We start from the raw sequence: 25,119 nt of genomic DNA on the forward strand, positions 1-25,119 counted from the left end.
AAAACACTTTCATTACACTTTTCTTAGCACGCCATTCAAAAATTCTTTGCTAACGAACAGCAAAAAGATCATTAAGCTGTTACTTCACTCAGCTTTTCCTGCAATTAATTGAGCTACGCTAGGAAAAAACAACGCCCCGAAGTAAAAGGAGTAACAATGCAAGCTATCCAAGCTCAACATCATGGCGACACACTTAGCCTTAACCAAATTGACGACTTACAAGCAAATGTCGAGCAGATCCTCATAAAGGTTGAGGCCGCTGGGGTGAACCCTGTAGATACTTACATCGTTGCTGGTACTAACAATTACACCGCGACGTTTCCCCATACTCCAGGAAAAGACGCCGCCGGTACTATTGTCCAGTTGGGGGCCAAGGTAACAGGCTTCGAGTTAGGGCAACGCGTGTATTGTGCTGGCACCATAAGTGGCGCCAGTGCTGAATTATGTTTAGCTAGCCCACAGCAAGTTCATCCCCTTCCCGATGGCTTAAGCTTTGAACAAGGCGCTTGTTTGGGCACACCTTACGCAACAGCTTGGCGAGCTTTGTTTATTCGCGCCAAGATTCAAGCTGCTGAAACAGTGTTGATTCATGGCGCTAGTGGCGGAGTAGGTTTGGCAGCAATTCAATTAGCCAAGGCGGCAGGATGCAGAGTGTTTGCTACTGCAGGTAGTGATGCAGGTTTAGCTTTATTGAAACAACAAGGTGCAGACCTTGTGGCTAATCACCACCAAACAGATCATTACCAAGTACTACAACAAGCCGGAGCGGTTGATGTCATTTTGGAGATGCTGGCAAATCAAAACCTAGGCGATGACCTTCCCTTGCTTAATAAAGGTGGAAGAGTAGTAATAATAGGTAGTCGCGGCAGCGTAGAAATTAATCCGCGTGATTTAATGGCGCGAGACGCCTGCGTAATGGGTATGGCGCTGGCAAATGCCGATAGCAAACAGCTCACTCAAATACACGCGGCAATATATGCGGGTGCCACAGCAGGTTTTGTGCGCCCTGTAATAAGCCAAAGCTTTAAGTTGGCCGACACCACTTTAGCCCATCAAGCAGTTATGCAAGCAGGTGCTACTGGTAATATTGTTATCCAAATTAACCAGTAACCAATATCAAGTATAAAAAAAGCGGCTTAAGCCGCTTTTTTGTTGCCTGCTGTTTACAAATCTTTAGTGCTCTCTAGGTAACCAAGATCAGAAATAAGTGTGTAAGCACGCGCTTTTTCAGTGAAGCTTTGCTGCGACTCGATAATCTCTTTAGCTAGTGGATCACGGGCTGCGTGTTCCGCTAGCAACTCATCATTGGCTTTTTTCAATGCAGTGAGAACTTCTTTAGGGAAGGTGCGCACTTTAATGTCTGGGTATTCTTGCAACATAGTTGCCCAGTTATTGGTGCTCATTGCCGTGGCTTCTACATAAATATCAAAGGCTGTGGCGCGCATTGCCGTTTCTAGAATGGCCTGCAAATCTGATGGTAAAGATTCAAACTTCTTCTTGTTCACAAGAAACATGTTCTCTGAACCTGGCTCATGCCAGCCGGTGTAGTAGTAAGGAGCAATTTTGTGAAAGCCCATGCGTAAATCTAGCGAAGGCCCAACCCACTCTAAGGCGTCAATAGTATTACGCTCAAGCGCGGTATATAACTCAGCTGGCGGAATGTTTACTGGCGTAGCACCTAGTTTGGCCAGCACTTCACCAGCAAAACCTGGGATACGCATTTTCAGATTTTGTAGATCTTCTACACTGTTAATTTCATTGCGAAACCAGCCGCCCATTTGCACCCCAGTATTGCCACCTGGGAAGGTTAGCAAGTTATGCGGCTGATACACCTTCGCCATAAGTTCTTTGCCACCACCATAGCTATACCAAGCGTGTTGCTCCATCGCCGTCATTCCAAAAGGCATGGTGGTAAAAAACATGGTGTTAGGCACTTTACCTTTATAGTAATAAGACGCCGAGTGGCCCATGTCATACTGGCCGCTTTTTACAAGATCAAAAATACCCAAAGGCGCTTTGTGCTTGTTGGCAGAATCAACACGAATCACCAGCCGGCCATTCGACATCTGTTCGGCCATTTTGGCAAAACGTTGCACCCCAGTATCAAGCAGCGGGAATTTAGTAGGCCAAGATTCAGCTAGCTTAAGTTTATAAACCTTGCCTTCTGCAATAGCATTAATTGAAAAACAGCTCGCCAATAACACAGTAAAACAGAGCAATCCTTTTCTCATGGTAAATCCTTATGTGTAGGTAGTACTTTAGTGATTATTATTATGTTGTGTCGCAGAAACTAAAGTCATACTTTAGTTTCATTAACAGAATGATAACAGAGCCTTAGCTTGACTCATACAGCGTTTAAGCCCTAAACCGAGCACAATAAAAAAGCCTTTCAAATAAGAAAGGCTTTAAGGTGTTGAACCGAATAAACAGCTAGTTTTTAGCCGACACTTGCTTGTACATAAGTGCAGCACACACAGCACCAATAATAGGAGCTACCCAAAATAACCAAAGTTGCCCCAAGGCAATGCCACCCTCAATTAGCGCAGGAGCGGTGCTTCGTGCTGGGTTAACCGAGGTATTAGTAACCGGAATAGATATCAGGTGAATAAGGGTTAAACCTAGGCCAATTGCGATAGGGGCGAAACCTGCTGGCGCGCGTTCATCGGTGGTACCCAAAATAATGAATAGAAACATAAAGGTCATCACTATCTCACAGACCAGTGCGGCCACTAATGTATAACCACCCGGTGAGTGCATATCGTAGCCATTGCTGGCTAAACCATGACTTGCTAGGTCGTAGTCACCGCTACCACTGGCTATTAAATACAAAATAATCGCTCCCACAAAGCCACCCAGTAACTGGGCACAAATGTAAGGAAACACATCTACTTTAGAAAATCGCCCAGCAACGGTTAAGCCGATGGTAACGGCAGGGTTTAAGTGACAACCAGATATATGGCCAATAGAATAAGCCATCGTCAGCACTGTTAAGCCAAAGGCTATCGAGACACCTACTAAGCCAATACCTACTTCGGGAAAGGCTGCGGCTAAAACAGCGCTACCACATCCACCTAATACCAACCAAAACGTGCCGATCCCTTCGGCAATTAATCGATTAAACAACGGCATGTTTGCTCTCCTTTTCAAACATTTAGTGACAAATGCAAGTCATCTTGCTGCAGCCTAACTATAGGCCACAATTAGCATCGTCACTGATTATTGCTACAGATAAGTGATTTACTTTGTTACAAAGGCTTAACGCAGCGCTTAAGCAGTTTGTTCAAATCACCTAAAAATTCAGGTTTATTAGATTTTATGTCCAATAAATACAATGTAATCAGATAATAACTTAGATAAATGATATGATCGCCGCGTTTTTGTCTGATTAGAGCTTATTGTAGGAGAATTATGTTTAAGCGTTCTTTGTTAGCGGCGAGTCTATTCGCTGTAAGTAGTACCGCAGCCTTGGCGAGTTCAATTAAGTTTGATCTTAATAACGACGTTTTTGAAACAGGTTTTGCAACGCAAATTGCACCTGGCGCAGAGATGTCAGCTAACTACATGTACTCTCGCCCAGAGGGTGATTTAGCAGATTTCGGCATAAAAGCGACTCACCAACAAGACATTCATAAATTTGCCATTGGCGCAAAATTTACCAAACTGTGGGCTAACCACCGTGAAAACCCACATGCCTTTGCCATTGGTGGCGATTACAGCATTGCCGTTGCCCAAAACCTAAAAATATCGGGCAGCGCCTATTATGCTCCTTCGGTATTAACCAGCAGCGAGCTAAACCGCTACTACGATTTAGACGCCAAGATTGCATACTCAATCATGCCGCAGGCAGATGTATACCTTGGCTATCGCGCCATTCAATTCCGTTACGCTAACCAACCCGATTTAGATTTCACTAAGGGCCTGTATATTGGTGCAGCCTTTAACTTCTAAACAAGAAAAGCCCTGTTAAACAGGGCTTTTTATTATGGATATGTAGTTAAGGAAAACTTATCTGGGATTACTTAAACGTACGCTGACGTGTTTTCTCAAGACCTTTTAAAATCTTATCTAAACGATCTGGGTGTACCATAAACTCTTGGAAACCTTTCATACCGGCTTTAGCCATAGCAGGATCAGTATCGCGGTCATAGAACTGCGCCGTACCAGCTGCCGAGCCTAACATTGCCACACCTTTATTTAAGAACTCATTGTCTTCAGCTTTAGCTTTTTTGTTAGGTGGAATTTGTAACAAGGCTTTGTTGATTCGAGTTTGATTCTCAGGACGAGCCATAAACGCTAGGTATTTTCTAGCATCTTCTTTGTTTTTGGCTTTAGCTGGAATATGTAAGGTATCCATCGGTGCATCTTCTGCTACACCTACCGTAGGGTCGATAATTGGGAACTGGAAGAAGCCCATTTTATCTTTTACTTCATCTGGGAAGTTAGGAGTAATGAAGTTACCGATTAAGTACATGGCCGCTTCACCGTTGTATAAGAACGGCTGTGCTTCCTGCCACGAGTATGATGCGTGGTTCTCTAAGAAGTAACCTGGCTCAATCATCTCTTTCCATTTTTCCATGGTTTTAACAACACGAGGATCGGTGTAAGGCACTTTGCCATCCATCAATTCCATGTGGAAGTCTAAACCATTTACACGCAGGTTCATGTAATCAAACCAACCAGCGGCAGTCCAAAGGTACTTAGTACCAATAGCAATAGGCGCTACGCCATTTTCTTTAAGAATTTTTGACGCCTCAACTAGCTCTTCCCATAGGTAGGGTTCTTCAATGCCATACTTTTCGAAAATATCTTTACGGTAATAAATGCCCCATTGGTAGTAAGTATAAGGAACACCCCATTGCTTACCATCAATAGTCATCGCAGGCGCAGCTGTTGCAAAATCTGCAGCCATGTCGTTTTGTTGCCAAAGGTCACTCACATCTTCAAACAAGCCCTTATCAACAAAGGCTTTCATACGGTTACCTGCATACCAATGCACTACATCTGGCGGCGAGGTTACTAGCCAGTTACGAATGGTAGTTTTGTAGGCTTCGTGATCGTACAAGTTGTACTTCACTTTAATGTCTGGATACTCTTTTTCAAATTCAGCAATGATTTCTGCAAATGCGGCTTTAGGTGCAGGGTCAGAAGCGTCAGAGTTAATAATCAGTTCGCCAGCGTTAGCATAGCCACCAATTAAAGTAGCTAGCGCTATGGCTTGACCACATTGTTTTAGTTTACTCATCATTTACATTCCTTTAGTTTTGTTGTCCTTGAGCAGGATTTATTTACTTCCCTCATTATTGCTTGAGGGTGTGTTTAGCCTTTAGTTGCCCCGAGGGTCAACCCAGCAATAAAATGACGTTGCATGGTAAAAAATAGTATGACCGGAGGTAAGGCCGCTACTACCGCACCAGCTGAGATCAACTGCCATGATGCCAACCACTGACCTTGCAACGCACTGAGACCGGCAGTAACTGGTCGCACTTCATCGCTTTGTACCAGTACTAGTGCCCAGAAAAAATCGTTCCAAATAAAGGTAAATACCAGTACCGCTAACGCCGCTGTCGCCGGTTTTACCAATGGCAACACAATGTGCCAAAAAATCTTAAATTCACTTACGCCTTCTACCCGCGCAGACTCAATCAGCTCGGTAGGTAAGCCAACAATAAAGTTGCGCATGAACAAGGTGCAAAACCCTGTTTGAAAGGCCACATGGAATAAAATAAGCGCCCAGTGAGTATCGTATAAACCAAACTGAATGGTTAAATCGCGCACCGGAATCATCAAAATCTGAAACGGCACAAAGTTGCCAGCTATAAAAGTAGCAAAGATCCAAATGTTGGCTTTAAAGTTGTACTTAGCCAGGGCAAACCCCGCCATGGTAGACAAAGCTACGCAACCGGCTACTGCTGGTAGAGTAATGATTAAGCTATTCATCAGGTACTGGAACATCGGCGTTGAAGTAAATACCTGAGTGTAGTTTTCAATTAACATCCACTCACTTGGCCAGCCCCAGTAATTACCTTGGTTTATATCGTTAAGCGAGCGCACCGAGGTTGCCATTACTGCTAGCAATGGCAGCAGCCACAATACAATCGAAATCGGCAATGCCACACGGTAGCTAATGTTAGTGAAGGCAGACGCCTTTTCTATAGGACGTGGGTACATTATTTCTCACTCCTTATCATCCGCCACAAGAAGTAAGCGATATAGATATCCATAATTAAAAATAGCACTACAGCCACCGCTGCGCCGTAACCCATGCGATAGTTGAAAATTGATTCTTCATACATCATGTATGCTAATACTGTTGAGCTACCCCACGGACCACCCGCGGTCATTGTGGCCACTAAGTCGAAAGAACGTAGCGCCCCAATCACGGTTACCACAATGGCAATAAACGTTGCTGGCCTTAATTGCGGTAACACGATGTACCACAGCATTTTCCAGCCCTTGGCGTTGTCTAAACGCGCGGCTTCAAGTTGCTCATGGTTTAAGTTATTGAGGCCCGTGAGGTATAAAATCATGCAATAAGCGATTTGAGGCCAAAGCCCGGCGGCGATAATGCCGTAAGTCACTAAGTCTTCGTCAGCTAGAATAGAAACCGGATCGCCACCAAAGAAGGTAATCACACTGTTCAAAACACCAAAGCTGGGATCGTAAAACCAAGAGAACACCAAACCTACAACAACTTGCGAAATAACAAAGGGGAAAAAGAACAAGGCTTTTACTAGGCGAATCCCATAAACCTGCTGGTTAAGGAATAGTGCTATAGCTAAACCCATGGGCGGCGCCAACATAAACAACACCATCCACAAAATGTTGTTAGTTAAAGCTGTCCAAAACTGATCGCTGTCGAACAATTCGATGTAGTTTCCAAACCCGATAAAGGTTTTTTCACCCAGGCCATCCCAATCAAAAAAACTGAGCCAGATACTTTCTAGAACTGGAAACAACACATAAATGGAAAAAATGATTAATGCCGGACCTAAAAACATCCAAGGTGCGACATCACTAGCGCGTAATCGTTTACCCGCAACCAACTCAGAGGCTGAATTAACAGCATTTTCTGGAGATTTATTTGAAGAACTCGACGCCATTCCATGTTCCTTATTTGCCTACAGGTATCAAACAATATAGCCATAAATGGTGCTTTACCCTTGATACACATCGCATTTCAGCAATTTTAACCACCCTTGCGAGCAATCATTTATCTATTGTTATAATCAAACTTAGATCAAAAATTGTGACAAGTAAACGTTTTCACGGGAAGAATGTTAAGGTAAAGTAAGATTTATGATCAACATCATGCTTGTTCCGTTGCTAAGATTTAAAAGCGACCAAAGATAGGGATAGAAAATGGCAGATATAACACTTACCGGCTTAGTGAAACGCTACGCCAAAATTGAAACGATTCACGGCGTTGACCTAGAGATTAAACACGGAGAGTTTGTAGTATTTGTTGGCCCATCGGGCTGCGGTAAGTCTACCCTACTGCGTATGATTGCTGGTCTAGAAGACATTTCAGGCGGCCAGTTAAGCATTGATAATCAAGTAGTTAACAATGTTGACCCAGCAGAGCGCGGGGTGGCAATGGTATTCCAATCTTATGCCCTGTATCCACACATGACAGTTGCCGAGAACATGGGTTTTGGCATGAAAATGAACGGCGTAGAAAAAGCCGAAATCGACAAACGCGTGAACCTAGCGGCAAAAACCTTGCAGATGGAAAACTTGTTACAAAGAACCCCCAAAGAACTGTCTGGTGGACAACGTCAGCGAGTTGCAATTGGCCGTGCGATCGTTCGCGATCCTCGGGTTTTCCTCTTTGATGAACCTCTTTCTAACCTAGATGCTGAATTGCGGGTTGAAATGCGTTTACAAATAGCCAAGTTACACAAAGAGCTTCAAACCACGATGATTTATGTAACCCACGATCAGGTTGAAGCAATGACTTTAGCCGACAAAATTGTGGTGCTACGGGCCGGCAACATTGAACAAGTAGGTTCGCCACTTGAGCTCTACAACTACCCAGAGAATCTGTTTGTAGCAGGCTTCATTGGCTCACCAAAGATGAACTTTATGCCTTGTAAAGTTCATGCCTTGCAAGGCAACCAAGCTGATATCCAGTTGGCAGATGGGCAGCACATTAGCATTACAGTACGTGATAACAGCGTAACCGTAGGCGAAGAACTCAAGCTGGGTATTCGCCCAGAGCACTTGCGTTTAGATGATACCGGCGCACTAAAACTTAGCTTCAAAAACGAAGTAAGCGAACGCCTGGGTAATGCTACCTACTTGTTTGGTCAGCTGGGTGATATTGATGGGATTAAAGTGCACGTAAATGGCGACCACCAAGTCGCTCGCTTTACCGACATTACGCTTAGCTGTGAACTGTCGGAGTGTTATTTGTTTAACCACTCCGATGAAGCGGTTCGTGTTTACAACAAAACGGTTCAGTAGTCTTTCTAACACTACAAAAAAGCCCCTAACGAGACAATTATTGCTTATATTGGCAAAAATATAAGCAATAATTGCTTAAAAAGCTTAAAGCAAAACAACCTTAGCAAGCACTCGCCCCTGGTTATTCTTTACACTTTACCCATATTAATTTTCTGGGTTCAACACTATGACCTTCACTCTGCGACTAAGCCACAGTCAGCGCATTAACTAGCCAAGCGCTGGCTGCAAACTGGCTTTTCTCATTTTCTTTCCAATACCAAGGATGTCGCAATGTCTCAGTTTAATCATAATAAATACGCTTCATTTAAACCCATTGCTTTGGCCAATCGCCAATGGCCAAACAACAGCATTAATCAAGCTCCACAATGGTGTAGTGTGGATTTGCGTGATGGCAACCAAGCCCTAATTGAACCGATGTCGGTAGAGCAAAAACAGCGTTTGTTTGCCTTGCTAATAAAACTAGGCTTTAAACAAATAGAAGTGGGCTTTCCAGCGGCCTCTACAACAGACTATGATTTTGTACGCTGGTTAATTGAAACAAATCAAATACCTGATGATGTGTCGATTCAAGTATTAACTCAAGCTCGTCCAGCCTTAATTAGCCGTACTTTTGAAGCCTTGAAGGGAGCAAAAAATGCCATTGTGCATTTGTACAACTCCACCTCCAAAGTGCAGCGCGATAAGGTATTTAAATTAGACAAAGCTGGCATCATTAATATTGCAGTGCAAGGCGCTAAAGAACTACAAAAACATGCCGATCAAAATCCACACACTAATTGGCAATTTCAGTACTCCCCCGAGAGCTTTACCGGCACTGAGTTAGACTTCGCCGTAGATATTTGCAACGCGGTTGTGGCCCAGTGGCGCCCCAAAGCACAGCAGAAGATCATTCTTAACTTGCCCGCTACCGTTGAGATGTCTACTCCCAATGTGTATGCCGACCAAATCGAATGGTTTATTCAGCACATTGCCCATCGCGAAGACATTATTATTAGCCAGCATACTCACAACGACAGAGGTTGTGGCATTGCAGCAGCTGAGTTGGGCCAACTAGCCGGAGCGGACCGCGTTGAAGGGACTTTGTTAGGCAACGGCGAGCGCACCGGTAACATGGACATCGTAACCATGGCAATGAACCTTTATAGCCAAGGTATCGATCCTAAATTAAATTTAGCCGACATCGACGAAATAGTACAAGTAGTGAAGTTTTGCACCCAATTGCCGGTTCACCCACGCCACCCTTATGTTGGCGAGCTGGTATTTACTGCCTTCTCGGGTAGCCATCAAGATGCAATTAAGAAATGTTTAGACATTCAACAAGCCGATCAACACTGGGATGTTGCCTACTTACCTATAGACCCAGCTGATTTGGGCCGCGATTACCAAGAAGTGATCCGCATTAATAGTCAATCCGGTAAAGGTGGCATTGCTTACATTTTAAATAAAGATTACGGCATTCAATTACCTCGCTGGGCCTTAATTGAATTTAGCGCAATAGTACAAGCCGATGCAGAAAAAAGTGGTGAAGAGATCAGCCCAGAGAAAATTTGGACACTGTTTAACAATCACTATTTGGAGCAAGCACAAGGCTACAAGTTAACTAATTATCAAGTTAACTACCAACAGCAAGAGCAGATCCAAGTACTTATAGAACGTAAGCAGCAGCGCTGTGATATTCAAGCCACTGGTAACGGCGCTTTAGCTGCCTTTGTGAATGGATTAGCTGCCGAGTTTAAGCAACAGATAGAAGTTCTAGACTACAACGAACATGCCTTGAGTAAAGGCGCTGAAGCAGAAGCGGTATGTTACATAGAAACCAACATTGCGGGTAAACGCTACCTAGGTGTAGCAATTGATAAAGACATACTAACCGCCAGCCTTAAAGCCCTGTTGTGTGCACTCAATCAGCAACTAATCGCTGAGGAACAACGCCAGCCACAACCCGCTTAAACTAACGCTCGCGCAGCCTTGCTGCGCGAGTAAACAGTTTAGTGCTGATGACCACCAGCACCATGGGCGTGGCCATGAGAGATCTCTTCTTCACTGGCGGCTCGCACTTCAACCAGCTTAATAGCAAAGTCTAAATGCTTGCCTGCATAGGGATGGTTGGTGTCAATAGTTGCCATAAACTTGCCAACCTTAACTACCGTAACTTGACGTGGGCCTTGCTCTGTTTGCACCACTGCTGGCATACCCGCTTTCCAGTTTTTAGCACCCTGTAAGTGCTTAACAGAAATTCGCTCCACGGCTTCTTCGTTGCGCACTCCGTAGCCATTTTCTGGGGCTAAGCTCAAGGCCACTTCAGCACCAGCTTCTTTACCTTCTAAGCCCTCTTCAATGGCAGGAATCATTGACTTGTGCCCATGTAAATAAGCTACAGCTTCGCCGTTAGTGCTCTCTAATAGAGCACCATCGGTTTCATGTAAGGTATATTCAAAGCGAACCACTGTGTCTTTAGCAACTTTCATAACTATCTCTCAAAATAAACGTTGCCACACTACAACAAAACGCAGCCGCTTTGCCAAGTATTATCAGCAAACGTAGCCGCTACTTAGTTTACAGACCTAGACTTCAGTCTAAGCACTGCACAATACAACTCTCGGAGACAGTGGAAAATGCTCCCTTATTAACTTGCTGATTGTCTCCAAGCTTAGTGGAAACGTTTACATAGAAGTCCGATTTAGCCAGAGAATTTCTTCTATTGCGTCGTCTTCTTGTCGGTAATAATGACAACTCCATGTCTTTGGCTTGGTAATCTTGCATTGTGTGCTCCCTGCAACTGGTGTTTCTAGTTATTTTAGAGATGATAAACAAACAGCCTAGACGAAGTTTATTACATCTACACCTCGACCTTAGTCTTATATACTTTTTCTTGTAAAAGTTTTCTTGGGTTTAATTAACTTATTCATTTTTTACATACCAGCAATAACCATGATTTGCTTGATTGAGCTTATGAAAACGCTATCATCCTTTCAATTACGCTGTAAAATTAATCAACAAGGAGGTTGAGACTAGGAGAAAGCCGATGAATGTCGATAATGTAGTTCAATATCCGTCAAATCAAACACCGTCTGATGCATCACTGGCATTGATGGAACATTTATTTTCTCTGCGTAGCTTACCTCTGCAAGAACACATAAATGAACTCGCTGATCTAAGCTTAGATATCCAATCGCTTGATAACTTAAATCAACTTGCAATACTTAGAGAAACGGCTGAGCGCCAACAGCTGTTTGAGCGCTTTCAAGCCAGCTCTTGGTTTGTACAAGAAGGAGGCGATTACCTTTACCGTCCAGAGCTTTTACGTTCAGCACCACTAACTAAAGTGGTATTGTTATTAAAAGAAACGCTCACTTATCGCAATTGGAATGATCTATTACAAATTGCACACCCTCATTACTTATCGCAGCTATTAGAGCGTTTAAGAGATTTTGCCGAGGCTAAAAGCGCAGCAATGAGCAAATAAGTTTAGCTAACCTTTTCACGTCAACGGAACTAACTGCTCGGCAAACTCAAATAAGCTAAAGCGCTTGACTGATAAACTCAGCTAAACCATTAAAACCGCCTAAATGCGGCAATAGCTCGATAGTTAAATCTGGATGTTGGTTAGTAGCTTGTTCGATAATACGTGGTAAATCGTTTACCACATGTGTACCCGCGGCTAAAAAATGTGGGTACAAGGTGATTTGCCTAGCACCTGCTTGATAACACCGTTCTATTTGTTGCGGAATAGTAGGCTCCACTAATTCCAAAAATGCTGCATGTACTTGTGAGTAATGACTTAGTTTTGCAGCTAGTTGTTCAGCAAGCTCAACCACTTCTTGGTTTGATTGAGGACGGCGGCTTCCGTGTGCCACGACCAATAAGACTTTCATACACTTCCTAAAAATTATGTGGTTAATTCAATGGCAAGGCAATTGAAGGCAGTGCGCTTATCTTACTGAAAGAGTATAGAGATAGGAAAGAAGATGTTACAGAAAAACCAGCCCCCGACTTAGGGAGCCAGTTTAAAGAAACTATTTAACAGCGTCTTTTAAAGCTTTACCCGCTACAAATGCAGGGACATTGGCTGCGGCAATTTGAATCTCAGCGCCAGTCTGAGGATTGCGACCGGTGCGCGCTGCACGATGATTAACTTTGAATGTACCAAAGCCGATTAGCTGAACTTGGTCGCCTTCTTTAAGCGCATCAGTTACTGCACCTAAAGTTGTTTCTAATGCTAGTTTAGCTTGAGCTTTTGATAAATCAGCTTTTTCAGCAATAGCATCAATTAGTTCAGTTTTGTTCATAATATCTAAATCCTTTATGTTCGTTTAAATAATCCAGCCTCACTTTAAGAGAAATAAAAACGCTGCGCAAAGAGTTTTTCCCCTTTAGCGCCTTGTTTGGCGGGGCTTTAACCAATTTATGCGTAAACAGTCACAAAAACACCGCTAAAAAGAGGATTATTCGCTAGCCATTGTCCTCTAAACAGATCCCCAAATTACTCACACCTTGGTTTACAGCCAGCGTTTTCAAGGCTTGCATAGACGCTTTACCTAGTTCAATTTGCTCAATAAGGTCAAGTAATTCACCCTGAAAAGCCAACTCTTGTATCACTAATTCTTGCGCTAAAATGTCTTGTTCTGTTTGTTCTCCAAACTGCAGCTCAAGTAAGCTTAAAACACTGGCTAATGAGGTTTGACTAGCTTGTTCTGCTTCTCGACCAGTTGGTTCAAGCAAGGCATTAAATAAACACTCCACCACCACACAACAATCTAGAGCAGGATAAACGCCATACATGTCGTAACGTTGTGGTTCAGGAATCAACACATCAAAACGCTCTCGCTGAGCAGAGAAATTGATTTTAGTCTTTGGATGTAGCGCACTTTCCCAAAATAGGCTAAGTAACTTGTTAAAGTCGCCACCCTGTTCCAGCTCTACAGCTTGGCAAAACAATAAATAGTTTGGCGCCATACGTTGGCATAAAGCTAAACAATATAGCGATTGTTGCTTACTGCTTAACTCGGCTAAACGGTCGATATCACAAGGGGTAAGCATAGTTTGCTCCGCACTCAATAAAACGATTAAGATAATCAGGACTAATTTGCTATGCAGCTTAACACCAGCGTGCTTGCTTAGCGAAATTTACTCTTTATCAAAAAAAAGGCGATGTATGCAAATTACGATTGTTACAGCTCAAGCGCAGCAGTATGTAAACGCTTTAAGCCCACGCTTTCCTCAATGCCAATGGTTTTTTGCTGAAGATGCAAGCTTGTTAAGTCAAGCGGCTTTAACGAGTGAAATTCTATTGGCGACTCCCAACGAAGCGGCCAAAATCATTAAGCAAATGCCCAACTTGCAATGGTTACATTCTAGTTTTGCAGGTGTAGACGCGTTGTTAAAAAGACACTTGCCTCAACACTACAAGCTTACCAACAGCCGCGGCGTATTTGGCCCGTTAATGAGCGAATATGTATTCTCTTTCCTATTGGCTCACACTCAGCAGCATAACATTTATCAACATCAGCAACAGCAAGCACTATGGCAAGCTCTACCAAGTATTAGCTTACAGGGCCTTACATTTTGTTGTGTAGGAAGTGGCAACATTAGCCAACACTTGGCAACTACAGCTAATCATTTTGGCATGCGCACAGTTGCGCTAAGTCATAGCGGCGCAGCCAAAGCAGCGTTTACCCAAGTTGCCAATTTTGAACAACATAAGCAAATATGTGCCACAGCTAAAGTAGTGGTTGCAGTGTTACCCAATACCCCGCAAACCCTTGGTTTATTGAACGAAAAGTTTTTTGCCAGCTTGGATGATGAGGTGGTGTTTTTTAATGTAGGTCGCGGAGACACAGTAGATCAAGCTGCACTGTTGGCTTTTTTGCAGGCCAAACCCAAAGCCACTGCTATTTTAGATGTTACCAGCCCAGAGCCACTGCCTAAGACCCATCCTTTATGGTCTCAAGACAACTGTATCATTACGCCCCATGTAGCTGCCCCCAGCCGAGTGAGCGATATCATTGAGTTATTTGCAAGTAAATTGAAGGACCATTTAGCAGGAAAAGAGCTAACAGATAGAGTAGACTTTTCAAAGGGTTATTAGTGGTAAGCTATAGGCAGCAGCCACTTGCTGCCCTTAACACTGATGACTAATCGTCTTCAAAAGCGATGTGTTTTTCCAAATCGAAAGCCGCAAACGCACGATCTCCCAGAGAGTTAAGCACTTTCACTTCACCATCAAGAATAGCGATAATAATTTTACCCACTTTATCTTCATTAGGAATAATTACCCGGCCTTTACTGCTTTGATTTAGCCCCGACAATACCTGTTGCTGTAACAACAGCGGGTTATCCTCATCGTAATAAAGCATGGTTACTTTCATAGTAGCTCCCTAACGCTTAGCCATTTAGGTAACAATAGCAACAAGCAAACAACAAATAACAACTTTAGCCTAGCTAAACTCTTTATTCCATGTACAAACTTCCGGACGCCACTTAACAATTCCTTTTAAAACATATTGTTCAAAACAACACCCGTTAATTAACATTAGCATAGCTTTTGTTTAGTGGTTAATGATGGTTTTGCTTTTAATCATAGCTTATAGTCGACGCTAAAGTTAAATGAAGAGAAAAATCATGACCTTTAAAGAATACAAAGTTCTAGCAATTACCGAAGGCGCCCTTGGCACCTTGTTTTTAGGCGCGTCGGGCATGCCCTTGCAAAAAGTGGAAGCCACCTTAAACAAAGAGGCTGCTAATGGCTGGCAGTTGGTATTTCAGGTAATCGAAAATCGCCGTTTCTGGCTTTTTTGGAGCCGCGAAACGGTCATTGTTACTTTAGGTCGTTAAACGTGTTGAAGCGCGAGCAAGTCGAACAACAGCAAGAGCAATTGCGTGAGCAAATTGCTCTATTGCCTCAAAATCAACGCAAGCGCTTTTATCAGCTCTGGCAAAAACAAGTGAAAGATCCCGACAGCTACGCGGTGCTCAACTATCTTTTATTGGCTGGCTTGCATCATTTTTACTTGGGGAAATGGCTACGTGGTGCGGTTAACTTAGTGATATCAATACTTGCCATACTACTGGTAGCTTTAGGTGCTGGGCTGCTTGGTTTATGCTTATTAGTGGCAATTACAATGGTTGAACTGCCTGCTCTGTTTCGCTCTGAGTTAATAGTGTTAGATTATAATAACCAACAAATGCAGCGACTATTAGAGCAGGTAAAGTCGACTTAGTCTTTTGGTCCTTTAATCAACCACAGTAAAAAGCCTGCCAACGGCAGCAAGCAAATCAAAAATACCCACAAATACTTACGCCCTACTTCAGCGCTACTTTTTATGATTTTTACGATGGCAAATACATCACACACCAAAATGCTGATAGCTAACAGTAACGACATGCTGACTCCTAGTTGAAATTGCGCCTATTCTAAATCAATTTGACGACGTAAGTTGAAAAGAATTCGCTGGCGAGCTTTCGCCGCTTCATCGTCTGGTTGTAGGCTTATTTTTTGGGTCACCATTTCTAACTCAAAATACAGCCAACTTCTCACAAAAACGCCATATCGAGTATCTAGGCCAAAAGCCACTAATCGAGCAAAATCTTGCTCGGAAGGGTTTTGATAAAGCTGTTCTCGAGACACCACCAGCACTTCGCCCAAATACTCTTGTGACACCTCATCGTTTGCATAAACGGCATAAATACTAGTCAAAGATAACAATATGCCTAATATTACTTGCTTCATACTTAAAACCTTATTCGGAGAGTAACTTAACTGCCATTACTAATAACAATAATGCAAATGCTTGTTTCAAGCGTCGCGCTGGCAAATGATAAGCCATACGACTACCCAAACGAGCAAAAATAGAACTGGTTAATACTATGCCACACCATGCTGGCAGATAAACATAACCCAAGCTCCAGCTAGGTAATTCGGCAACATGCCAACCATTGTAGATATAAGATATCGTGCCTACCAGCGCAATGGGCAAACCACATACCGCAGAAATTGCCACTGCTTTTGGAGCTGGCACACCAAACCAGCTAAGGCTAGGAAAGGTTATTGTACCGCCACCAATACCAAACATTGCTGAAATGCTTCCTACCAGTGTGCCTAACAGTCCTGTACCAAGTGGCCCGGGTAAACTTTTTTGTGCCTTAGGAGTGCGACCAAACGCCATGTACGCAGCCATAAACAACAAAAAGCCGGCAAAATAAGCACTTAGGTGATCGGCGTGTAATTGCGTAGCAAGCCAAGCGCCAAACATTGAGCCAACAATTAAACCAATGCCTAAGCGATTCACTACTTGCCAGTCAATCGAGCCTCGACAGTAATGGGCGTAGCTGGCACTACTTGCAGTAACAATAATCGACGCTAAAGAGGTACCAATAGCGAGGTGAATGGCTGAATCACTGGCAAAGCCCATTGCGCCAAAGCTACCAATTAACACCGGTACAATAACCAGACCACCGCCAATACCAAACAGTCCCGACATTAAGCCAGCAATGGCACCAATGAGCAGAAAGCTTAAAAACATCACAACAATTACAGCGCTATTTGTTTAGTTAATGCGCTCAGTCTGCGTTAAGCGCAAGGGTTGCGCAAGATTTTCTGGTTCGCTTTTAGAAAAATGCGAAGAAATATAAGGATGTAGATTCGATTCACCAACACTTTTTAGTTTGTAGGTGACAACAACGATCAGCACTAATACAACAACAATGCTTATTTGCAGTGGGGATTTCATAACACTAAGCTCTCTGTTACGGGTATAAACGAACTTCATCCGTAAAGAGTTCTAAGACGCTCACTATAGCAAATTAACTTGCAATAGCGAGCGATTTTCAGTGTAACAACTAAGCATACTGCTTATATGTGTTATTTAACTTTGTAATATGTGGGCAGGGCCACACAAAAACCTATTTGTGGTATTTAGCACTAAACTCATGCACAGCATCAATAAATGCCCCAGCGTGCTCTGGGTTTACGTCTGGGTGAATACCGTGGCCTAAGTTAAACACATGGCCACTCCCCTCACCAAAGCCTGCCAGAATAGTTTGTACTTCTTCACGAATTCGCTCTACCGGTGCATACAACATGGATGGGTCCATATTGCCTTGCAGCGCAACCTTATCACCGACGCGCTTTTTAGCATCGGCAATATTAATGGTCCAATCTAGGCCAACTGCATCACAACCGGTAGCGGCGATTTGCTCTAACCACTGTCCACCATTTTTAGTAAACAAAGTCACCGGCACAGCTTGGCCGTTTACATTGCGGGTTAAACCACTCACGATTTTGTGCATGTATTGCAATGAGAACTCGTTGTAATCACGTGGCGATAACACCCCGCCCCATGTATCAAATACCATCACCGATTGTGCACCAGCAGCGATTTGGGCGTTCAAATAAAGAATTACTGAGTCAGCCAGTTTATCTAACAACATATGCAGGGTCTTTGGCTCACTAAAGGCCATTTTCTTAATACCTGCAAAAGATTTGGTTGTACCGCCTTCAACCATATACGTTGCCAAAGTCCAGGGACTACCAGAGAAGCCAATCAAAGGAACTTCACCTTTTAGCTCACGTTTAATGGTGCGAACTGCATTCATTACGTAACCCAGCTCTTGCTCAGGATCTGGCACACCTAAGGCCTCTACCTGCGCTTTGCTAGTGACAGGGCGTTCAAACTTAGGGCCTTCTCCAGTCGAGAAGTACAAACCTAAGCCCATAGCATCGGGAATAGTAAGTATGTCTGAAAACAAAATGGCGGCATCTAAATCAAAACGACGTAAAGGCTGCAAGGTAACTTCACAGGCTAAGTCGGCGTCACGGCATACCGACATAAAATCACCAGCGCCAGCACGAACCTCGCGATACTCTGGCAAGTAACGCCCTGCTTGACGCATCATCCAAACTGGTGTCACATCAACTGGCTGCTTTAACAGTGCGCGCAAATAGCGATCATTTTTGAGTTCCGACATACCTTTCCCAATTATCTAAAATTTTAGCTAGAGCATTGTAACTAGCTGCCTTAACAACTCAAGCCTTTAGCACTAGCAATGGGTAATTCTGTACTGGATTATCACTAATTGTGGGTAACTTGCTCACTCCAATGGTCAATCATTTCGCGAGCAATGGTGCCAGGTGGTGGCAAATGTGGCAGTTGGCTTACATCAAACCACTGTGCGTCGGCTAATTCTCGACGGTCTATCTGTATTTCGCCCTCATCGTATTCAGCAAAATAAGCGGCCATTAAAGAATGCGGGAATGCCCAAGGTTGGCTTTTCCAATAGCGCAGGTTTTTTATCCGTAAGCCTGTCTCTTCGCGTACCTCACGGTGAACAGTATGTTCAAGGGTTTCGCCCGCTTCCACAAAGCCAGCAATGGCTGTGTAAATCGCTTGTTCTTGTTTTTGATGACGCCGATGATTAGCCAGCAGTACTTTATTACCATGGCTAATTAATACAATAATACTCGGCGAAATACGTGGGTAAGCGCGAAAACCACATTGTTGGCATTGCATTGCCAGTTCCCAGTCCACTCGCTCTAAAGTCTCTCCACAACTGCCACAAAAACGATGCGTTTTAAGAAACAAGGCAAATTGTTGGGCCTTTCCCACTAAGTCAAACAGCTGGCTATTTAGCAGCGCCATGCTGGCACGCAGCTCTATCCACTCCCCCATGCCTAAATCAATAGGCTCGGCAAGTTCAAGCCGTAGGCATGCTTCTCCCTGATAATGGGAAAAACGTTCAGCCTTGGTAAAATCCAAGTCTGGCAATGGTAAATCTTCAACATCGCCATAGGGGATCCGCTCCCCTTGAGGAATAACTAATATTTGGTTACCACAGGTGAAAAACCACCAGCCAAATTGCTTATTCACGGTTGGTCCTTTTTATCGCGCGCTTGCTCAATTAGCGAATAATGACCAAGCTTACACTACATAACAAGCTTTTCCCGACTGACAAATGTTTAGCCAAGCCGCACTTAAACTAAATATCGGTTGACGAAAGCCCCGATTTTATTTAGTTATAGTTACATAAATTAGGGAACTAGGAGCACGAGCGATGCTAAGCAAACTAGAACAAGCTCAAGCCAAATGGGGAGGCGCCAGTCAAGTTATTGATGCTTGGTTAGACGCTAGAAAACAGCTACTCATCGCATATTGTAAATTAGCCGGACTGCCGCCTTACGACAGTGATGAACGCTCGTTACCCGCACTGCCTCAAATTACCCAGTTTTGCCAGCAGCTGGTTGACTACGCCTCCACTGGACATTTTGAAATCTACGAGCAGATCGTCAGTGAATGTGCCAACGATGGAGATACCCTTCCAGGAGAAAAATTGCTCCCTCAAATCACCGAAACAACCGACACAGCGCTAGCTTTTAATGACAAGTACGCAGAGGTTAATGAAGATTTAGAACTGGGTAGTTTTGATAAAGATTTATCACTACTGGGTCAAGAGATGGAAGTTCGCTTTGCTATCGAAGATGAGCTACTCGATCATCTTTACCAACATAGCCAGCAAAGCGCCGCCGCAGAATAACTTTAACTAAAGGCCTATAACGGCCTTTATTATTTTTGCTTAGCCATAAAAAAACGCAGCACCTAGTGCTGCGTTTTTTGTTTAGCTTAACGCTTAATTAGCTAGCTGGCGTTTCTTCAGCTGGCGCATCAGCTTTCTCGATGTCGATTAGCTCAACTTCGAATACCAAGATTGAGTTTGGTGGAATGCTACCGGCACCGTTTTCGCCGTAACCTAACTCAGAAGGGATGAAGAATTTGTACTTCGCACCTTTAGACATTAGCTGAACGCCTTCTGTCCAACCAGGAATTACACGGTTAAGTGGAAATGTTGCTGGCTCGCCGCGGTCGTAAGAGCTATCAAAAGTAGAACCGTCAGTTAGGGTACCTTTGTAGTGAACAGTTACGGTATCTGCAGCGCTTGGCTTATCACCTTCTGCATCAGTAAGCACTTCAAATTGAAGACCTGAATCAGTAACCGTTACGCCTTCACGCGCCGCATTATCGGCTAGGTACTTATCGCTTTCTGCTTTAGCAGCTGCTGCATCTTCAGCAGCTTTTGCTTCAACTAAACCCGCTAGTTTTTCGTCTAGTGCTTTAAGAGAAGCTTGAATATCTTCTTCAGACATAGCAACTTCGCCGCTAAGTCCATCTTGCATACCTTTAAGAACCAATGCGTTGTCTAATTCAAGACCAAGTTCTTTTTGTTGTTCTAGAGTTGTCGCAATGTAGCGAGAAACCGACGCACCAATAGCATAAGCTTGCTGCTGGTCTACATTTTCTAAAGCAACTTGCGCTGCCGCTGGAGCTTCAGCTTTTTCTTCCTGACAGCCAGTTACGGCAAAAATCGAGGCGGCTAAAACCGACACGGCAAAATACTTTTTCATTCATTTATCTCCAATAGAGTCGCATTAAATCTGTGGCATTGCGTGCAAGATCATTATGAATAATTAAACACTTAGCCGACAAAGCCCTTATACTAACCCTATTAGTCAACACAACCTAGTGACAGTTCCGTAAAAAAACGTAAAAAAATGACATTTATTAAGTTGTTTGTGATTTATGGCATCGCTTTGCTGCTCAGCAGTTGTAGTGACGATGCTCCACCACTAAGTAGCTGGCAACAAGCTACCGACGGCGCTTATGCTGCCGATTTTTCGAGTGATGGTAGCTTGAGTTTGGTTTCTTCTATTCATCATGGTTTAAGCCTTTGGGATGTAAAGCAACAACGTCAGCTGTTTCAATGGGATCATCAAAACCAGCAAAATAACCAAGTATTTCTGGTTAAAATTGCCGAAGGTAGTCAGTTTGCGGTGAGCGCTAGCCGCGATGATTTTGTAGTGTGGGACATCAATAGCGGTCAAGCCCTAGGCTATTGGAAGCTCAGTGAATCAAGCATCCGTGATATCGCCTTATCGAGTAATGGCCAACAGGTACTTATTGGCCTAGGTGATGGCAAAGTGATTCACCTTAACTTGGTATCTGGCCGCCGCTTAGAGTTTTTAGGCCACAGTGAAAAAATCAACGCTGTTGCGCTGTCGGCCAACGGGCGCTATGCGCTCACCGGCGGTAACGACTACCAAGCACTCTTTTGGGATACCCAAACCGCGCAAGTTATTCTGCGTTTCCCTCATCAAGGACGCGTTTCCTCGGTGGCTTTAGAATCCGACGGAAAGTATGCCTTTACTTCAGACAACGGCAAACTTGCGCGAGTATGGGCCTTACCTAGCGGCGAGCAAGTGAGTAAGCTCAAGCTCACCGCCAGACAAAACATATTCTCCTACGTTAGCTTTACCAATAATGGCGAGTGGCTAATCACCGGCTCTGCTGCCAGAAAGCTTAGCCTTTGGCATGTTGACAGTGGCCAAGCCTTGCAAGATTGGTTAGTCACCCCCACCAAAAAAACCCGCCCCAAAAGCGCAGTTGTTTATAGTGCGGCGATGCTTGATAATGGCCAGCTAGCGAGCGCAAGCTCCAGTGGATTAGTCGAAATTTGGCAGGTTAAAAAGTAGTATGAATCAGCAAGAATTAGAAAGTGTTATCGAGCGCTTAGAAACAAAACTGGCCTTTCAAGAGGACACAATCGAGCAACTAAACCTTGCCTTGCAAAGCCAACAAAGCCAATTAGAGATCTTAGAGCACCAATTTAAGCTAATTCGCGCCAAACTGTTTGAAGGAGATGGCAGCGCAGCAGTTGCTCCGCAAGAGCAAGAAACGCCTCCTCCTCACTACTAAGCGCCGCTATGTCTCACTCATTTCGTTTAGCCCAACAGGCCGATCTGCCCAGCATCGTTGAGATCTATAACTCAACAATTGCCTCACGCAAAGTTACGGCAGACACCGAACCACAAACTGTCGCGTCGCGCCAGGCTTGGTTTGAACAGCACCAAAATCCCAAGCGCCCCTTATATGTGCTAGAACAAGCGGGAGAGGTGATTGCTTGGTTAAGTTTTAGTGATTTTTATGGTCGGCCAGCCTACCAACATAGCGCTGAGATAAGTTTATATCTAGCAGAAAGCCGGCGTGGTAAAGGTTTAGGTGGCAAGTTGTTAATTGAGGCCGAAAGCTTAGCCCAAGCGCTAGGAATAGAAATCCTACTTGCCTTCATATTTAGTCACAATACCCCTAGCCTAGCCCTATTCGAAAAGCTTGAATATCAACGTTGGGGTCAACTGCCTAATGTAGCCCGAATGGATGGTCAAGACTTCAGCTTAACGATACTGGGTAAACCTCTCACTTAAAGTCAGGTTAGCTAACTAGACTAAAGTAAGCATTATGCTCACAGCTTACCGAAATCAAAGGGTAAGCTCTGCCTTAATGGAGCCGCAAACCGCTTAAGTAGCTGAGGTTAAAACCTCATTAAGGCTTAAACAAACCAATGATATCTTGCTCTGCTTTTTCTGCAGCTTGCTTGGGGCGTTCGGCGTGGTAGTCACAACTTACACATTCAATGTGCTCGCGCTCTTCACCGTCGATTTGCTCAACGATTAAACGAATAGAATCTTGTTCACTACATTCTGGGCATACTGCACCAGCAATAAAACGATGTCTTGCCATAGTTAACTCTAGTTTGCACTACCATGTTGCTATGCGGCATTCACCGCATCGGTTATCATAGCGGCATTATTGCATACTTTTAGCAGCACATAGCAACAACCATGATCGTAGCCAACAACATAAGCCTGCAGCGCGGCAGCAAATTTCTATTAGCAGAAACCAATCTCACTATTCACGCGGGTCAAAAAGTGGGTTTAGTCGGTCAAAATGGCTGTGGTAAGTCTTCGCTATTCGCCTTGCTTAAAAATCAGCTGCAAGTTGATGAAGGCGACCTAAAAGTACCGAGTAAATGGGAAATTGCTAGCGTAGCCCAAGAAACACCAGAGCTACAACGCACCGCTATTGATTACGTGCTTGACGGCGACCAAGAGTTTCGCCAACTGGAACACGATATCGCCGCCGCTGAGGAGTCAGGCAACGGTGAGCTTATTGCTACTTTACACACCCAAATGGACACCATTGGCGGTTACCAAATTAAAACTAAAGCTGCCGAGCTACTGGCTGGTTTAGGGTTTAGTGAAGACGGCCAACAACAAAGCGTAAGCGATTTTTCTGGTGGGTGGCGAATGCGCCTCAACTTAGCTCAAGCGTTGCTGGTTCGCTCCGATTTATTGTTACTGGATGAGCCAACCAACCACCTAGATCTAGACACCGTTGTATGGCTCGAGCAATGGCTAAAGCGCTATCCCGGAACGTTAATTCTTATTTCGCACGACCGTGATTTTCTCGATAACATCGTTAATCGCATTGTGCATATTGAGCATCAGAAGCTCAATGAATATACCGGTAGTTACTCCGACTTTGAGCAAATGCGTGCGACGCAGTTAGCTCAACAACAAGCCATGTATGAGAAACAGCAACGTGAGCGCGCCCACATGCAAAGCTTTGTGGACCGTTTCCGTTATAAAGCCAGCAAAGCCAAGCAAGCGCAAAGCCGCTTAAAAGCGCTGGAGAAAATGGAAGTGATTAGCCAAGCGCATGTCGACTCGCAGTTTAGCTTCCACTTTAGAGAGCCCGACAACTTGCCACTACCCTTGCTCACTATGGAAAAGGTGAGCGCCGGTTATGAAGACAAAACCATTTTAGAACAGGTTAAATTTAACTTAGTTCCCGGCAGCCGAATTGGCTTGTTGGGGCGTAATGGTGCTGGTAAATCAACCTTTATTAAGCTGTTATCAGGCGAACTTAAAGCCCTCGCCGGCAAGGTTGAAATAAACAAAATGGCAAAAGTGGGTTATTTTGCTCAGCACCAGCTTGAAACACTGCGCCCCGACGATACACCCATGCAGCATTTGCAACGCTTAGCACCAAATTCCACCGAGGCTGAACTACGCAAGTATTTGGGCAGCTTTGGTTTTCAGGGAGATAAAGCGCTCGAGCAAGTTGCACCCTTTAGCGGTGGCGAGAAGGCCCGCTTAGTATTGGCCTTGGTAGTTTGGCAAAAACCTAACTTGCTATTGCTGGATGAGCCAACCAACCACCTTGATTTAGAAATGCGCCACGCGCTAACACTGGCACTGCAAGAGTTTACTGGAGCAATGATTATTGTGTCGCACGACCGAGCGCTACTGCGTGCGACCACCGATGAGTTTTACTTGGTAGATAGCCAACAAGTATCTCCATTTAACGGTGACTTGGATGATTACCAGCAGTGGCTTACCCAAGCCAATCGATTAGAAAACAGCAGTGCTAGTGCAGCAAATAGCGCTAACCCGGTAAACCAGCGCAAAGAACAAAAGCGTCGCGAAGCCGAGTTTCGTCAGCAAACTAAAGGCATTCGTAAAGAATTAGAAAATTTAGAAAAGCGCAGTGCTAAAGCCCAAAAAACGCTTGATGACATCGAGCAAAAAATGGCTGAACCAGAACTGTACGAAGCCGATAACAAAAATCAACTACAAAAATTATTAAAACAACAGGCAGAACTTAAGAGCGAACTCGAAGAAACTGAGCTAAGCTGGTTTGACCTGCAAGAACAGCTAGAAGAGCAACAACTCGCTTTTGGCATCGAGCAGGCTAATTAAGCCACTTGACCAATTTTGTTAGTACAGTAAGGTAGCTAACAACAAAACTATTAATATTGATTCAAGGACGT

Annotated in this window: 31 protein-coding genes; 13 read left to right on the forward strand and 18 right to left on the reverse strand. The window is 44.1% G+C overall.

The features are described 5' to 3' along the window. Positions 1 to 156 precede the first annotated feature (156 nt). Positions 157 to 1,110: an NADPH:quinone reductase gene (locus K5L93_RS07710; RefSeq protein WP_220719194.1), complete on the forward strand. Its 954-nt coding sequence runs from the start codon at positions 157 to 159 to the stop codon at positions 1,108 to 1,110. A gap of 53 nt (positions 1,111 to 1,163) precedes the next feature. On the opposite strand, the gene K5L93_RS07715 is transcribed toward K5L93_RS07710, so the two are convergent. Next, positions 1,164 to 2,231, reverse strand: a complete 1,068-nt coding sequence (locus K5L93_RS07715) for a TRAP transporter substrate-binding protein (RefSeq protein WP_220719195.1) — start codon at positions 2,229 to 2,231, stop codon at positions 1,164 to 1,166. A 199-nt stretch (positions 2,232 to 2,430) separates the two neighbouring features. Further along, complete coding sequence (aqpZ, locus tag K5L93_RS07720) at positions 2,431 to 3,129, reverse strand: aquaporin Z (protein WP_220719196.1); 699 nt, start codon at positions 3,127 to 3,129, stop codon at positions 2,431 to 2,433. Positions 3,130 to 3,408: 279 nt separating this feature from the next. On the opposite strand from aqpZ, the gene K5L93_RS07725 reads away from it, so the two are divergent. Then, positions 3,409 to 3,948 carry a YfaZ family outer membrane protein gene (locus K5L93_RS07725; protein ID WP_220719197.1) on the forward strand — a complete coding sequence of 180 codons (540 nt, stop codon included), beginning with the start codon at positions 3,409 to 3,411 and terminating at the stop codon, positions 3,946 to 3,948. Positions 3,949 to 4,015: 67 nt separating this feature from the next. On the opposite strand, the gene K5L93_RS07730 is transcribed toward K5L93_RS07725, so the two are convergent. The 3 genes from K5L93_RS07730 to K5L93_RS07740 form a co-directional block, all read right to left on the reverse strand. Continuing rightward, entirely contained in the window at positions 4,016 to 5,245 is a 1,230-nt protein-coding gene (locus K5L93_RS07730; protein WP_220719198.1) for an ABC transporter substrate-binding protein, read from the reverse strand. Positions 5,246 to 5,316: 71 nt separating this feature from the next. Then, positions 5,317 to 6,168: a carbohydrate ABC transporter permease gene (locus tag K5L93_RS07735; RefSeq protein WP_016402097.1), complete on the reverse strand. Its 852-nt coding sequence runs from the start codon at positions 6,166 to 6,168 to the stop codon at positions 5,317 to 5,319. After that, a complete protein-coding gene (locus K5L93_RS07740) occupies positions 6,168 to 7,100 on the reverse strand; it encodes a carbohydrate ABC transporter permease (RefSeq protein ID WP_220719199.1) in 933 nt (310 codons plus the stop codon). Before K5L93_RS07740 ends, K5L93_RS07735 begins: the two co-directional genes overlap by 1 nt. Before the next feature lie 259 nt (positions 7,101 to 7,359). Here K5L93_RS07740 and K5L93_RS07745 point away from each other — a divergent pair, with 259 nt between their 5' ends. Beyond that, positions 7,360 to 8,463 (forward strand): ABC transporter ATP-binding protein, encoded by a 1,104-nt coding sequence (locus tag K5L93_RS07745; protein WP_220719200.1) that lies wholly within the window; start codon positions 7,360 to 7,362, stop codon positions 8,461 to 8,463. Between the two features lie 270 nt (positions 8,464 to 8,733). Further along, on the forward strand, positions 8,734 to 10,413 hold the full coding sequence (leuA, locus tag K5L93_RS07750; protein ID WP_220719201.1) for a 2-isopropylmalate synthase: 1,680 nt from the start codon (positions 8,734 to 8,736) through the stop codon (positions 10,411 to 10,413). A 38-nt stretch (positions 10,414 to 10,451) separates the two neighbouring features. Here the strand turns inward: leuA and K5L93_RS07755 are convergent, their stop codons facing one another. After that, the gene (locus K5L93_RS07755) at positions 10,452 to 10,931 is read right to left on the reverse strand and encodes an FKBP-type peptidyl-prolyl cis-trans isomerase (protein ID WP_220719202.1); all 480 of its coding nucleotides are present in this window, start codon (positions 10,929 to 10,931) and stop codon (positions 10,452 to 10,454) included. Between the two features lie 557 nt (positions 10,932 to 11,488). On the opposite strand from K5L93_RS07755, the gene K5L93_RS07760 reads away from it, so the two are divergent. Continuing rightward, positions 11,489 to 11,929, forward strand: a complete 441-nt coding sequence (locus K5L93_RS07760) for a hypothetical protein (protein ID WP_220719203.1) — start codon at positions 11,489 to 11,491, stop codon at positions 11,927 to 11,929. A 55-nt stretch (positions 11,930 to 11,984) separates the two neighbouring features. On the opposite strand, the gene K5L93_RS07765 is transcribed toward K5L93_RS07760, so the two are convergent. The 3 genes from K5L93_RS07765 to K5L93_RS07775 form a co-directional block, all read right to left on the reverse strand. Beyond that, on the reverse strand, positions 11,985 to 12,338 hold the full coding sequence (locus K5L93_RS07765; RefSeq protein ID WP_220719204.1) for a sirohydrochlorin chelatase: 354 nt from the start codon (positions 12,336 to 12,338) through the stop codon (positions 11,985 to 11,987). Between the two features lie 141 nt (positions 12,339 to 12,479). After that, positions 12,480 to 12,752 carry a nucleoid-associated protein HU-alpha gene (gene hupA / locus K5L93_RS07770; protein ID WP_016402104.1) on the reverse strand — a complete coding sequence of 91 codons (273 nt, stop codon included), beginning with the start codon at positions 12,750 to 12,752 and terminating at the stop codon, positions 12,480 to 12,482. A gap of 163 nt (positions 12,753 to 12,915) precedes the next feature. Beyond that, positions 12,916 to 13,503: a YjaG family protein gene (locus tag K5L93_RS07775; RefSeq protein WP_220719205.1), complete on the reverse strand. Its 588-nt coding sequence runs from the start codon at positions 13,501 to 13,503 to the stop codon at positions 12,916 to 12,918. Between the two features lie 115 nt (positions 13,504 to 13,618). Between K5L93_RS07775 and K5L93_RS07780 the strand changes: the two genes are divergently transcribed. After that, positions 13,619 to 14,551: a D-2-hydroxyacid dehydrogenase gene (locus tag K5L93_RS07780; protein WP_220719206.1), complete on the forward strand. Its 933-nt coding sequence runs from the start codon at positions 13,619 to 13,621 to the stop codon at positions 14,549 to 14,551. 46 nt (positions 14,552 to 14,597) lie between these two features. Here the strand turns inward: K5L93_RS07780 and K5L93_RS07785 are convergent, their stop codons facing one another. Continuing rightward, entirely contained in the window at positions 14,598 to 14,831 is a 234-nt protein-coding gene (locus K5L93_RS07785) for a TIGR02922 family protein (RefSeq protein ID WP_220719207.1), read from the reverse strand. 253 nt (positions 14,832 to 15,084) lie between these two features. Here K5L93_RS07785 and K5L93_RS07790 point away from each other — a divergent pair, with 253 nt between their 5' ends. Both K5L93_RS07790 and K5L93_RS07795 read left to right on the forward strand, forming a co-directional pair. Next, positions 15,085 to 15,297, forward strand: a complete 213-nt coding sequence (locus K5L93_RS07790) for a DUF4177 domain-containing protein (RefSeq protein ID WP_373869970.1) — start codon at positions 15,085 to 15,087, stop codon at positions 15,295 to 15,297. 2 nt (positions 15,298 to 15,299) lie between these two features. Then, positions 15,300 to 15,683, forward strand: a complete 384-nt coding sequence (locus K5L93_RS07795; protein ID WP_220719208.1) for a TM2 domain-containing protein — start codon at positions 15,300 to 15,302, stop codon at positions 15,681 to 15,683. Here the strand turns inward: K5L93_RS07795 and K5L93_RS07800 are convergent. The 6 genes from K5L93_RS07800 to nudC all read right to left on the reverse strand — a co-directional run bounded on the left by K5L93_RS07800 (position 15,680) and on the right by nudC (position 19,328). Continuing rightward, positions 15,680 to 15,847: a PLDc N-terminal domain-containing protein gene (locus K5L93_RS07800; RefSeq protein ID WP_220719209.1), complete on the reverse strand. Its 168-nt coding sequence runs from the start codon at positions 15,845 to 15,847 to the stop codon at positions 15,680 to 15,682. The two genes, K5L93_RS07795 and K5L93_RS07800, sit on opposite strands and share 4 nt — an antisense overlap. Before the next feature lie 24 nt (positions 15,848 to 15,871). Then, complete coding sequence (locus K5L93_RS07805) at positions 15,872 to 16,192, reverse strand: hypothetical protein (RefSeq protein WP_220719210.1); 321 nt, start codon at positions 16,190 to 16,192, stop codon at positions 15,872 to 15,874. Between the two features lie 10 nt (positions 16,193 to 16,202). After that, on the reverse strand, positions 16,203 to 16,985 hold the full coding sequence (locus K5L93_RS07810; RefSeq protein ID WP_220719211.1) for a sulfite exporter TauE/SafE family protein: 783 nt from the start codon (positions 16,983 to 16,985) through the stop codon (positions 16,203 to 16,205). 24 nt (positions 16,986 to 17,009) lie between these two features. Further along, positions 17,010 to 17,192, reverse strand: coding sequence for a hypothetical protein (locus K5L93_RS07815; protein WP_016402113.1), 183 nt, complete (start codon positions 17,190 to 17,192; stop codon positions 17,010 to 17,012). Between the two features lie 172 nt (positions 17,193 to 17,364). Beyond that, a complete protein-coding gene (hemE, locus tag K5L93_RS07820; RefSeq protein WP_220719212.1) occupies positions 17,365 to 18,429 on the reverse strand; it encodes a uroporphyrinogen decarboxylase in 1,065 nt (354 codons plus the stop codon). 104 nt (positions 18,430 to 18,533) lie between these two features. Continuing rightward, positions 18,534 to 19,328, reverse strand: a complete 795-nt coding sequence (gene nudC / locus K5L93_RS07825) for an NAD(+) diphosphatase (RefSeq protein WP_220719213.1) — start codon at positions 19,326 to 19,328, stop codon at positions 18,534 to 18,536. A gap of 184 nt (positions 19,329 to 19,512) precedes the next feature. Between nudC and rsd the strand changes: the two genes are divergently transcribed. Continuing rightward, positions 19,513 to 19,992: a sigma D regulator gene (gene rsd, locus K5L93_RS07830; RefSeq protein WP_220719214.1), complete on the forward strand. Its 480-nt coding sequence runs from the start codon at positions 19,513 to 19,515 to the stop codon at positions 19,990 to 19,992. Positions 19,993 to 20,089: 97 nt separating this feature from the next. Here the strand turns inward: rsd and fkpA are convergent, their stop codons facing one another. Further along, positions 20,090 to 20,857 carry an FKBP-type peptidyl-prolyl cis-trans isomerase gene (gene fkpA, locus K5L93_RS07835; RefSeq protein WP_016402117.1) on the reverse strand — a complete coding sequence of 256 codons (768 nt, stop codon included), beginning with the start codon at positions 20,855 to 20,857 and terminating at the stop codon, positions 20,090 to 20,092. Between the two features lie 147 nt (positions 20,858 to 21,004). Between fkpA and K5L93_RS07840 the strand changes: the two genes are divergently transcribed. The 3 genes from K5L93_RS07840 to K5L93_RS07850 are packed head-to-tail and all read left to right on the forward strand — an operon-like array spanning position 21,005 to position 22,711. Then, entirely contained in the window at positions 21,005 to 21,982 is a 978-nt protein-coding gene (locus tag K5L93_RS07840; protein ID WP_220719215.1) for a WD40 repeat domain-containing protein, read from the forward strand. Between the two features lies 1 nt (position 21,983). Next, on the forward strand, positions 21,984 to 22,205 hold the full coding sequence (locus K5L93_RS07845) for a SlyX family protein (RefSeq protein ID WP_220719216.1): 222 nt from the start codon (positions 21,984 to 21,986) through the stop codon (positions 22,203 to 22,205). A gap of 8 nt (positions 22,206 to 22,213) precedes the next feature. After that, positions 22,214 to 22,711 (forward strand): GNAT family N-acetyltransferase, encoded by a 498-nt coding sequence (locus K5L93_RS07850; protein ID WP_220719217.1) that lies wholly within the window; start codon positions 22,214 to 22,216, stop codon positions 22,709 to 22,711. 118 nt (positions 22,712 to 22,829) lie between these two features. Here K5L93_RS07850 and K5L93_RS07855 read toward each other — a convergent pair whose 3' ends face one another. Beyond that, on the reverse strand, positions 22,830 to 23,027 hold the full coding sequence (locus K5L93_RS07855) for a YheV family putative zinc ribbon protein (RefSeq protein WP_220719218.1): 198 nt from the start codon (positions 23,025 to 23,027) through the stop codon (positions 22,830 to 22,832). A 101-nt stretch (positions 23,028 to 23,128) separates the two neighbouring features. Here K5L93_RS07855 and K5L93_RS07860 point away from each other — a divergent pair, with 101 nt between their 5' ends. Further along, positions 23,129 to 25,048 (forward strand): ABC transporter ATP-binding protein, encoded by a 1,920-nt coding sequence (locus K5L93_RS07860; RefSeq protein ID WP_220719219.1) that lies wholly within the window; start codon positions 23,129 to 23,131, stop codon positions 25,046 to 25,048. Positions 25,049 to 25,119: the final 71 nt, after the last annotated feature.

Origin of the sequence: Agarivorans litoreus, from assembly GCF_019649015.1 — a bacterium.
Lineage (GTDB): Bacteria > Pseudomonadota > Gammaproteobacteria > Enterobacterales > Celerinatantimonadaceae > Agarivorans > Agarivorans litoreus.

Coding starts and splice junctions, on each gene's coding strand:
- K5L93_RS07710 (WP_220719194.1), top strand. CDS start 157: ATGCAAGCTATCCAAGCTCAACATCATGGCGACACACTTAGCCTTAAC.
- K5L93_RS07715 (WP_220719195.1), bottom strand. CDS start 2,231: ATGAGAAAAGGATTGCTCTGTTTTACTGTGTTATTGGCGAGCTGTTTT.
- aqpZ (WP_220719196.1), bottom strand. CDS start 3,129: ATGCCGTTGTTTAATCGATTAATTGCCGAAGGGATCGGCACGTTTTGG.
- K5L93_RS07725 (WP_220719197.1), top strand. CDS start 3,409: ATGTTTAAGCGTTCTTTGTTAGCGGCGAGTCTATTCGCTGTAAGTAGT.
- K5L93_RS07730 (WP_220719198.1), bottom strand. CDS start 5,245: ATGATGAGTAAACTAAAACAATGTGGTCAAGCCATAGCGCTAGCTACT.
- K5L93_RS07735 (WP_016402097.1), bottom strand. CDS start 6,168: ATGTACCCACGTCCTATAGAAAAGGCGTCTGCCTTCACTAACATTAGC.
- K5L93_RS07740 (WP_220719199.1), bottom strand. CDS start 7,100: ATGGCGTCGAGTTCTTCAAATAAATCTCCAGAAAATGCTGTTAATTCA.
- K5L93_RS07745 (WP_220719200.1), top strand. CDS start 7,360: ATGGCAGATATAACACTTACCGGCTTAGTGAAACGCTACGCCAAAATT.
- leuA (WP_220719201.1), top strand. CDS start 8,734: ATGTCTCAGTTTAATCATAATAAATACGCTTCATTTAAACCCATTGCT.
- K5L93_RS07755 (WP_220719202.1), bottom strand. CDS start 10,931: ATGAAAGTTGCTAAAGACACAGTGGTTCGCTTTGAATATACCTTACAT.
- K5L93_RS07760 (WP_220719203.1), top strand. CDS start 11,489: ATGAATGTCGATAATGTAGTTCAATATCCGTCAAATCAAACACCGTCT.
- K5L93_RS07765 (WP_220719204.1), bottom strand. CDS start 12,338: ATGAAAGTCTTATTGGTCGTGGCACACGGAAGCCGCCGTCCTCAATCA.
- hupA (WP_016402104.1), bottom strand. CDS start 12,752: ATGAACAAAACTGAACTAATTGATGCTATTGCTGAAAAAGCTGATTTA.
- K5L93_RS07775 (WP_220719205.1), bottom strand. CDS start 13,503: ATGCTTACCCCTTGTGATATCGACCGTTTAGCCGAGTTAAGCAGTAAG.
- K5L93_RS07780 (WP_220719206.1), top strand. CDS start 13,619: ATGCAAATTACGATTGTTACAGCTCAAGCGCAGCAGTATGTAAACGCT.
- K5L93_RS07785 (WP_220719207.1), bottom strand. CDS start 14,831: ATGAAAGTAACCATGCTTTATTACGATGAGGATAACCCGCTGTTGTTA.
- K5L93_RS07790 (WP_373869970.1), top strand. CDS start 15,085: ATGACCTTTAAAGAATACAAAGTTCTAGCAATTACCGAAGGCGCCCTT.
- K5L93_RS07800 (WP_220719209.1), bottom strand. CDS start 15,847: ATGTCGTTACTGTTAGCTATCAGCATTTTGGTGTGTGATGTATTTGCC.
- K5L93_RS07805 (WP_220719210.1), bottom strand. CDS start 16,192: ATGAAGCAAGTAATATTAGGCATATTGTTATCTTTGACTAGTATTTAT.
- K5L93_RS07810 (WP_220719211.1), bottom strand. CDS start 16,985: ATGTTTTTAAGCTTTCTGCTCATTGGTGCCATTGCTGGCTTAATGTCG.
- K5L93_RS07815 (WP_016402113.1), bottom strand. CDS start 17,192: ATGAAATCCCCACTGCAAATAAGCATTGTTGTTGTATTAGTGCTGATC.
- hemE (WP_220719212.1), bottom strand. CDS start 18,429: ATGTCGGAACTCAAAAATGATCGCTATTTGCGCGCACTGTTAAAGCAG.
- rsd (WP_220719214.1), top strand. CDS start 19,513: ATGCTAAGCAAACTAGAACAAGCTCAAGCCAAATGGGGAGGCGCCAGT.
- fkpA (WP_016402117.1), bottom strand. CDS start 20,857: ATGAAAAAGTATTTTGCCGTGTCGGTTTTAGCCGCCTCGATTTTTGCC.
- K5L93_RS07840 (WP_220719215.1), top strand. CDS start 21,005: ATGACATTTATTAAGTTGTTTGTGATTTATGGCATCGCTTTGCTGCTC.
- K5L93_RS07845 (WP_220719216.1), top strand. CDS start 21,984: ATGAATCAGCAAGAATTAGAAAGTGTTATCGAGCGCTTAGAAACAAAA.
- K5L93_RS07850 (WP_220719217.1), top strand. CDS start 22,214: ATGTCTCACTCATTTCGTTTAGCCCAACAGGCCGATCTGCCCAGCATC.
- K5L93_RS07855 (WP_220719218.1), bottom strand. CDS start 23,027: ATGGCAAGACATCGTTTTATTGCTGGTGCAGTATGCCCAGAATGTAGT.
- K5L93_RS07860 (WP_220719219.1), top strand. CDS start 23,129: ATGATCGTAGCCAACAACATAAGCCTGCAGCGCGGCAGCAAATTTCTA.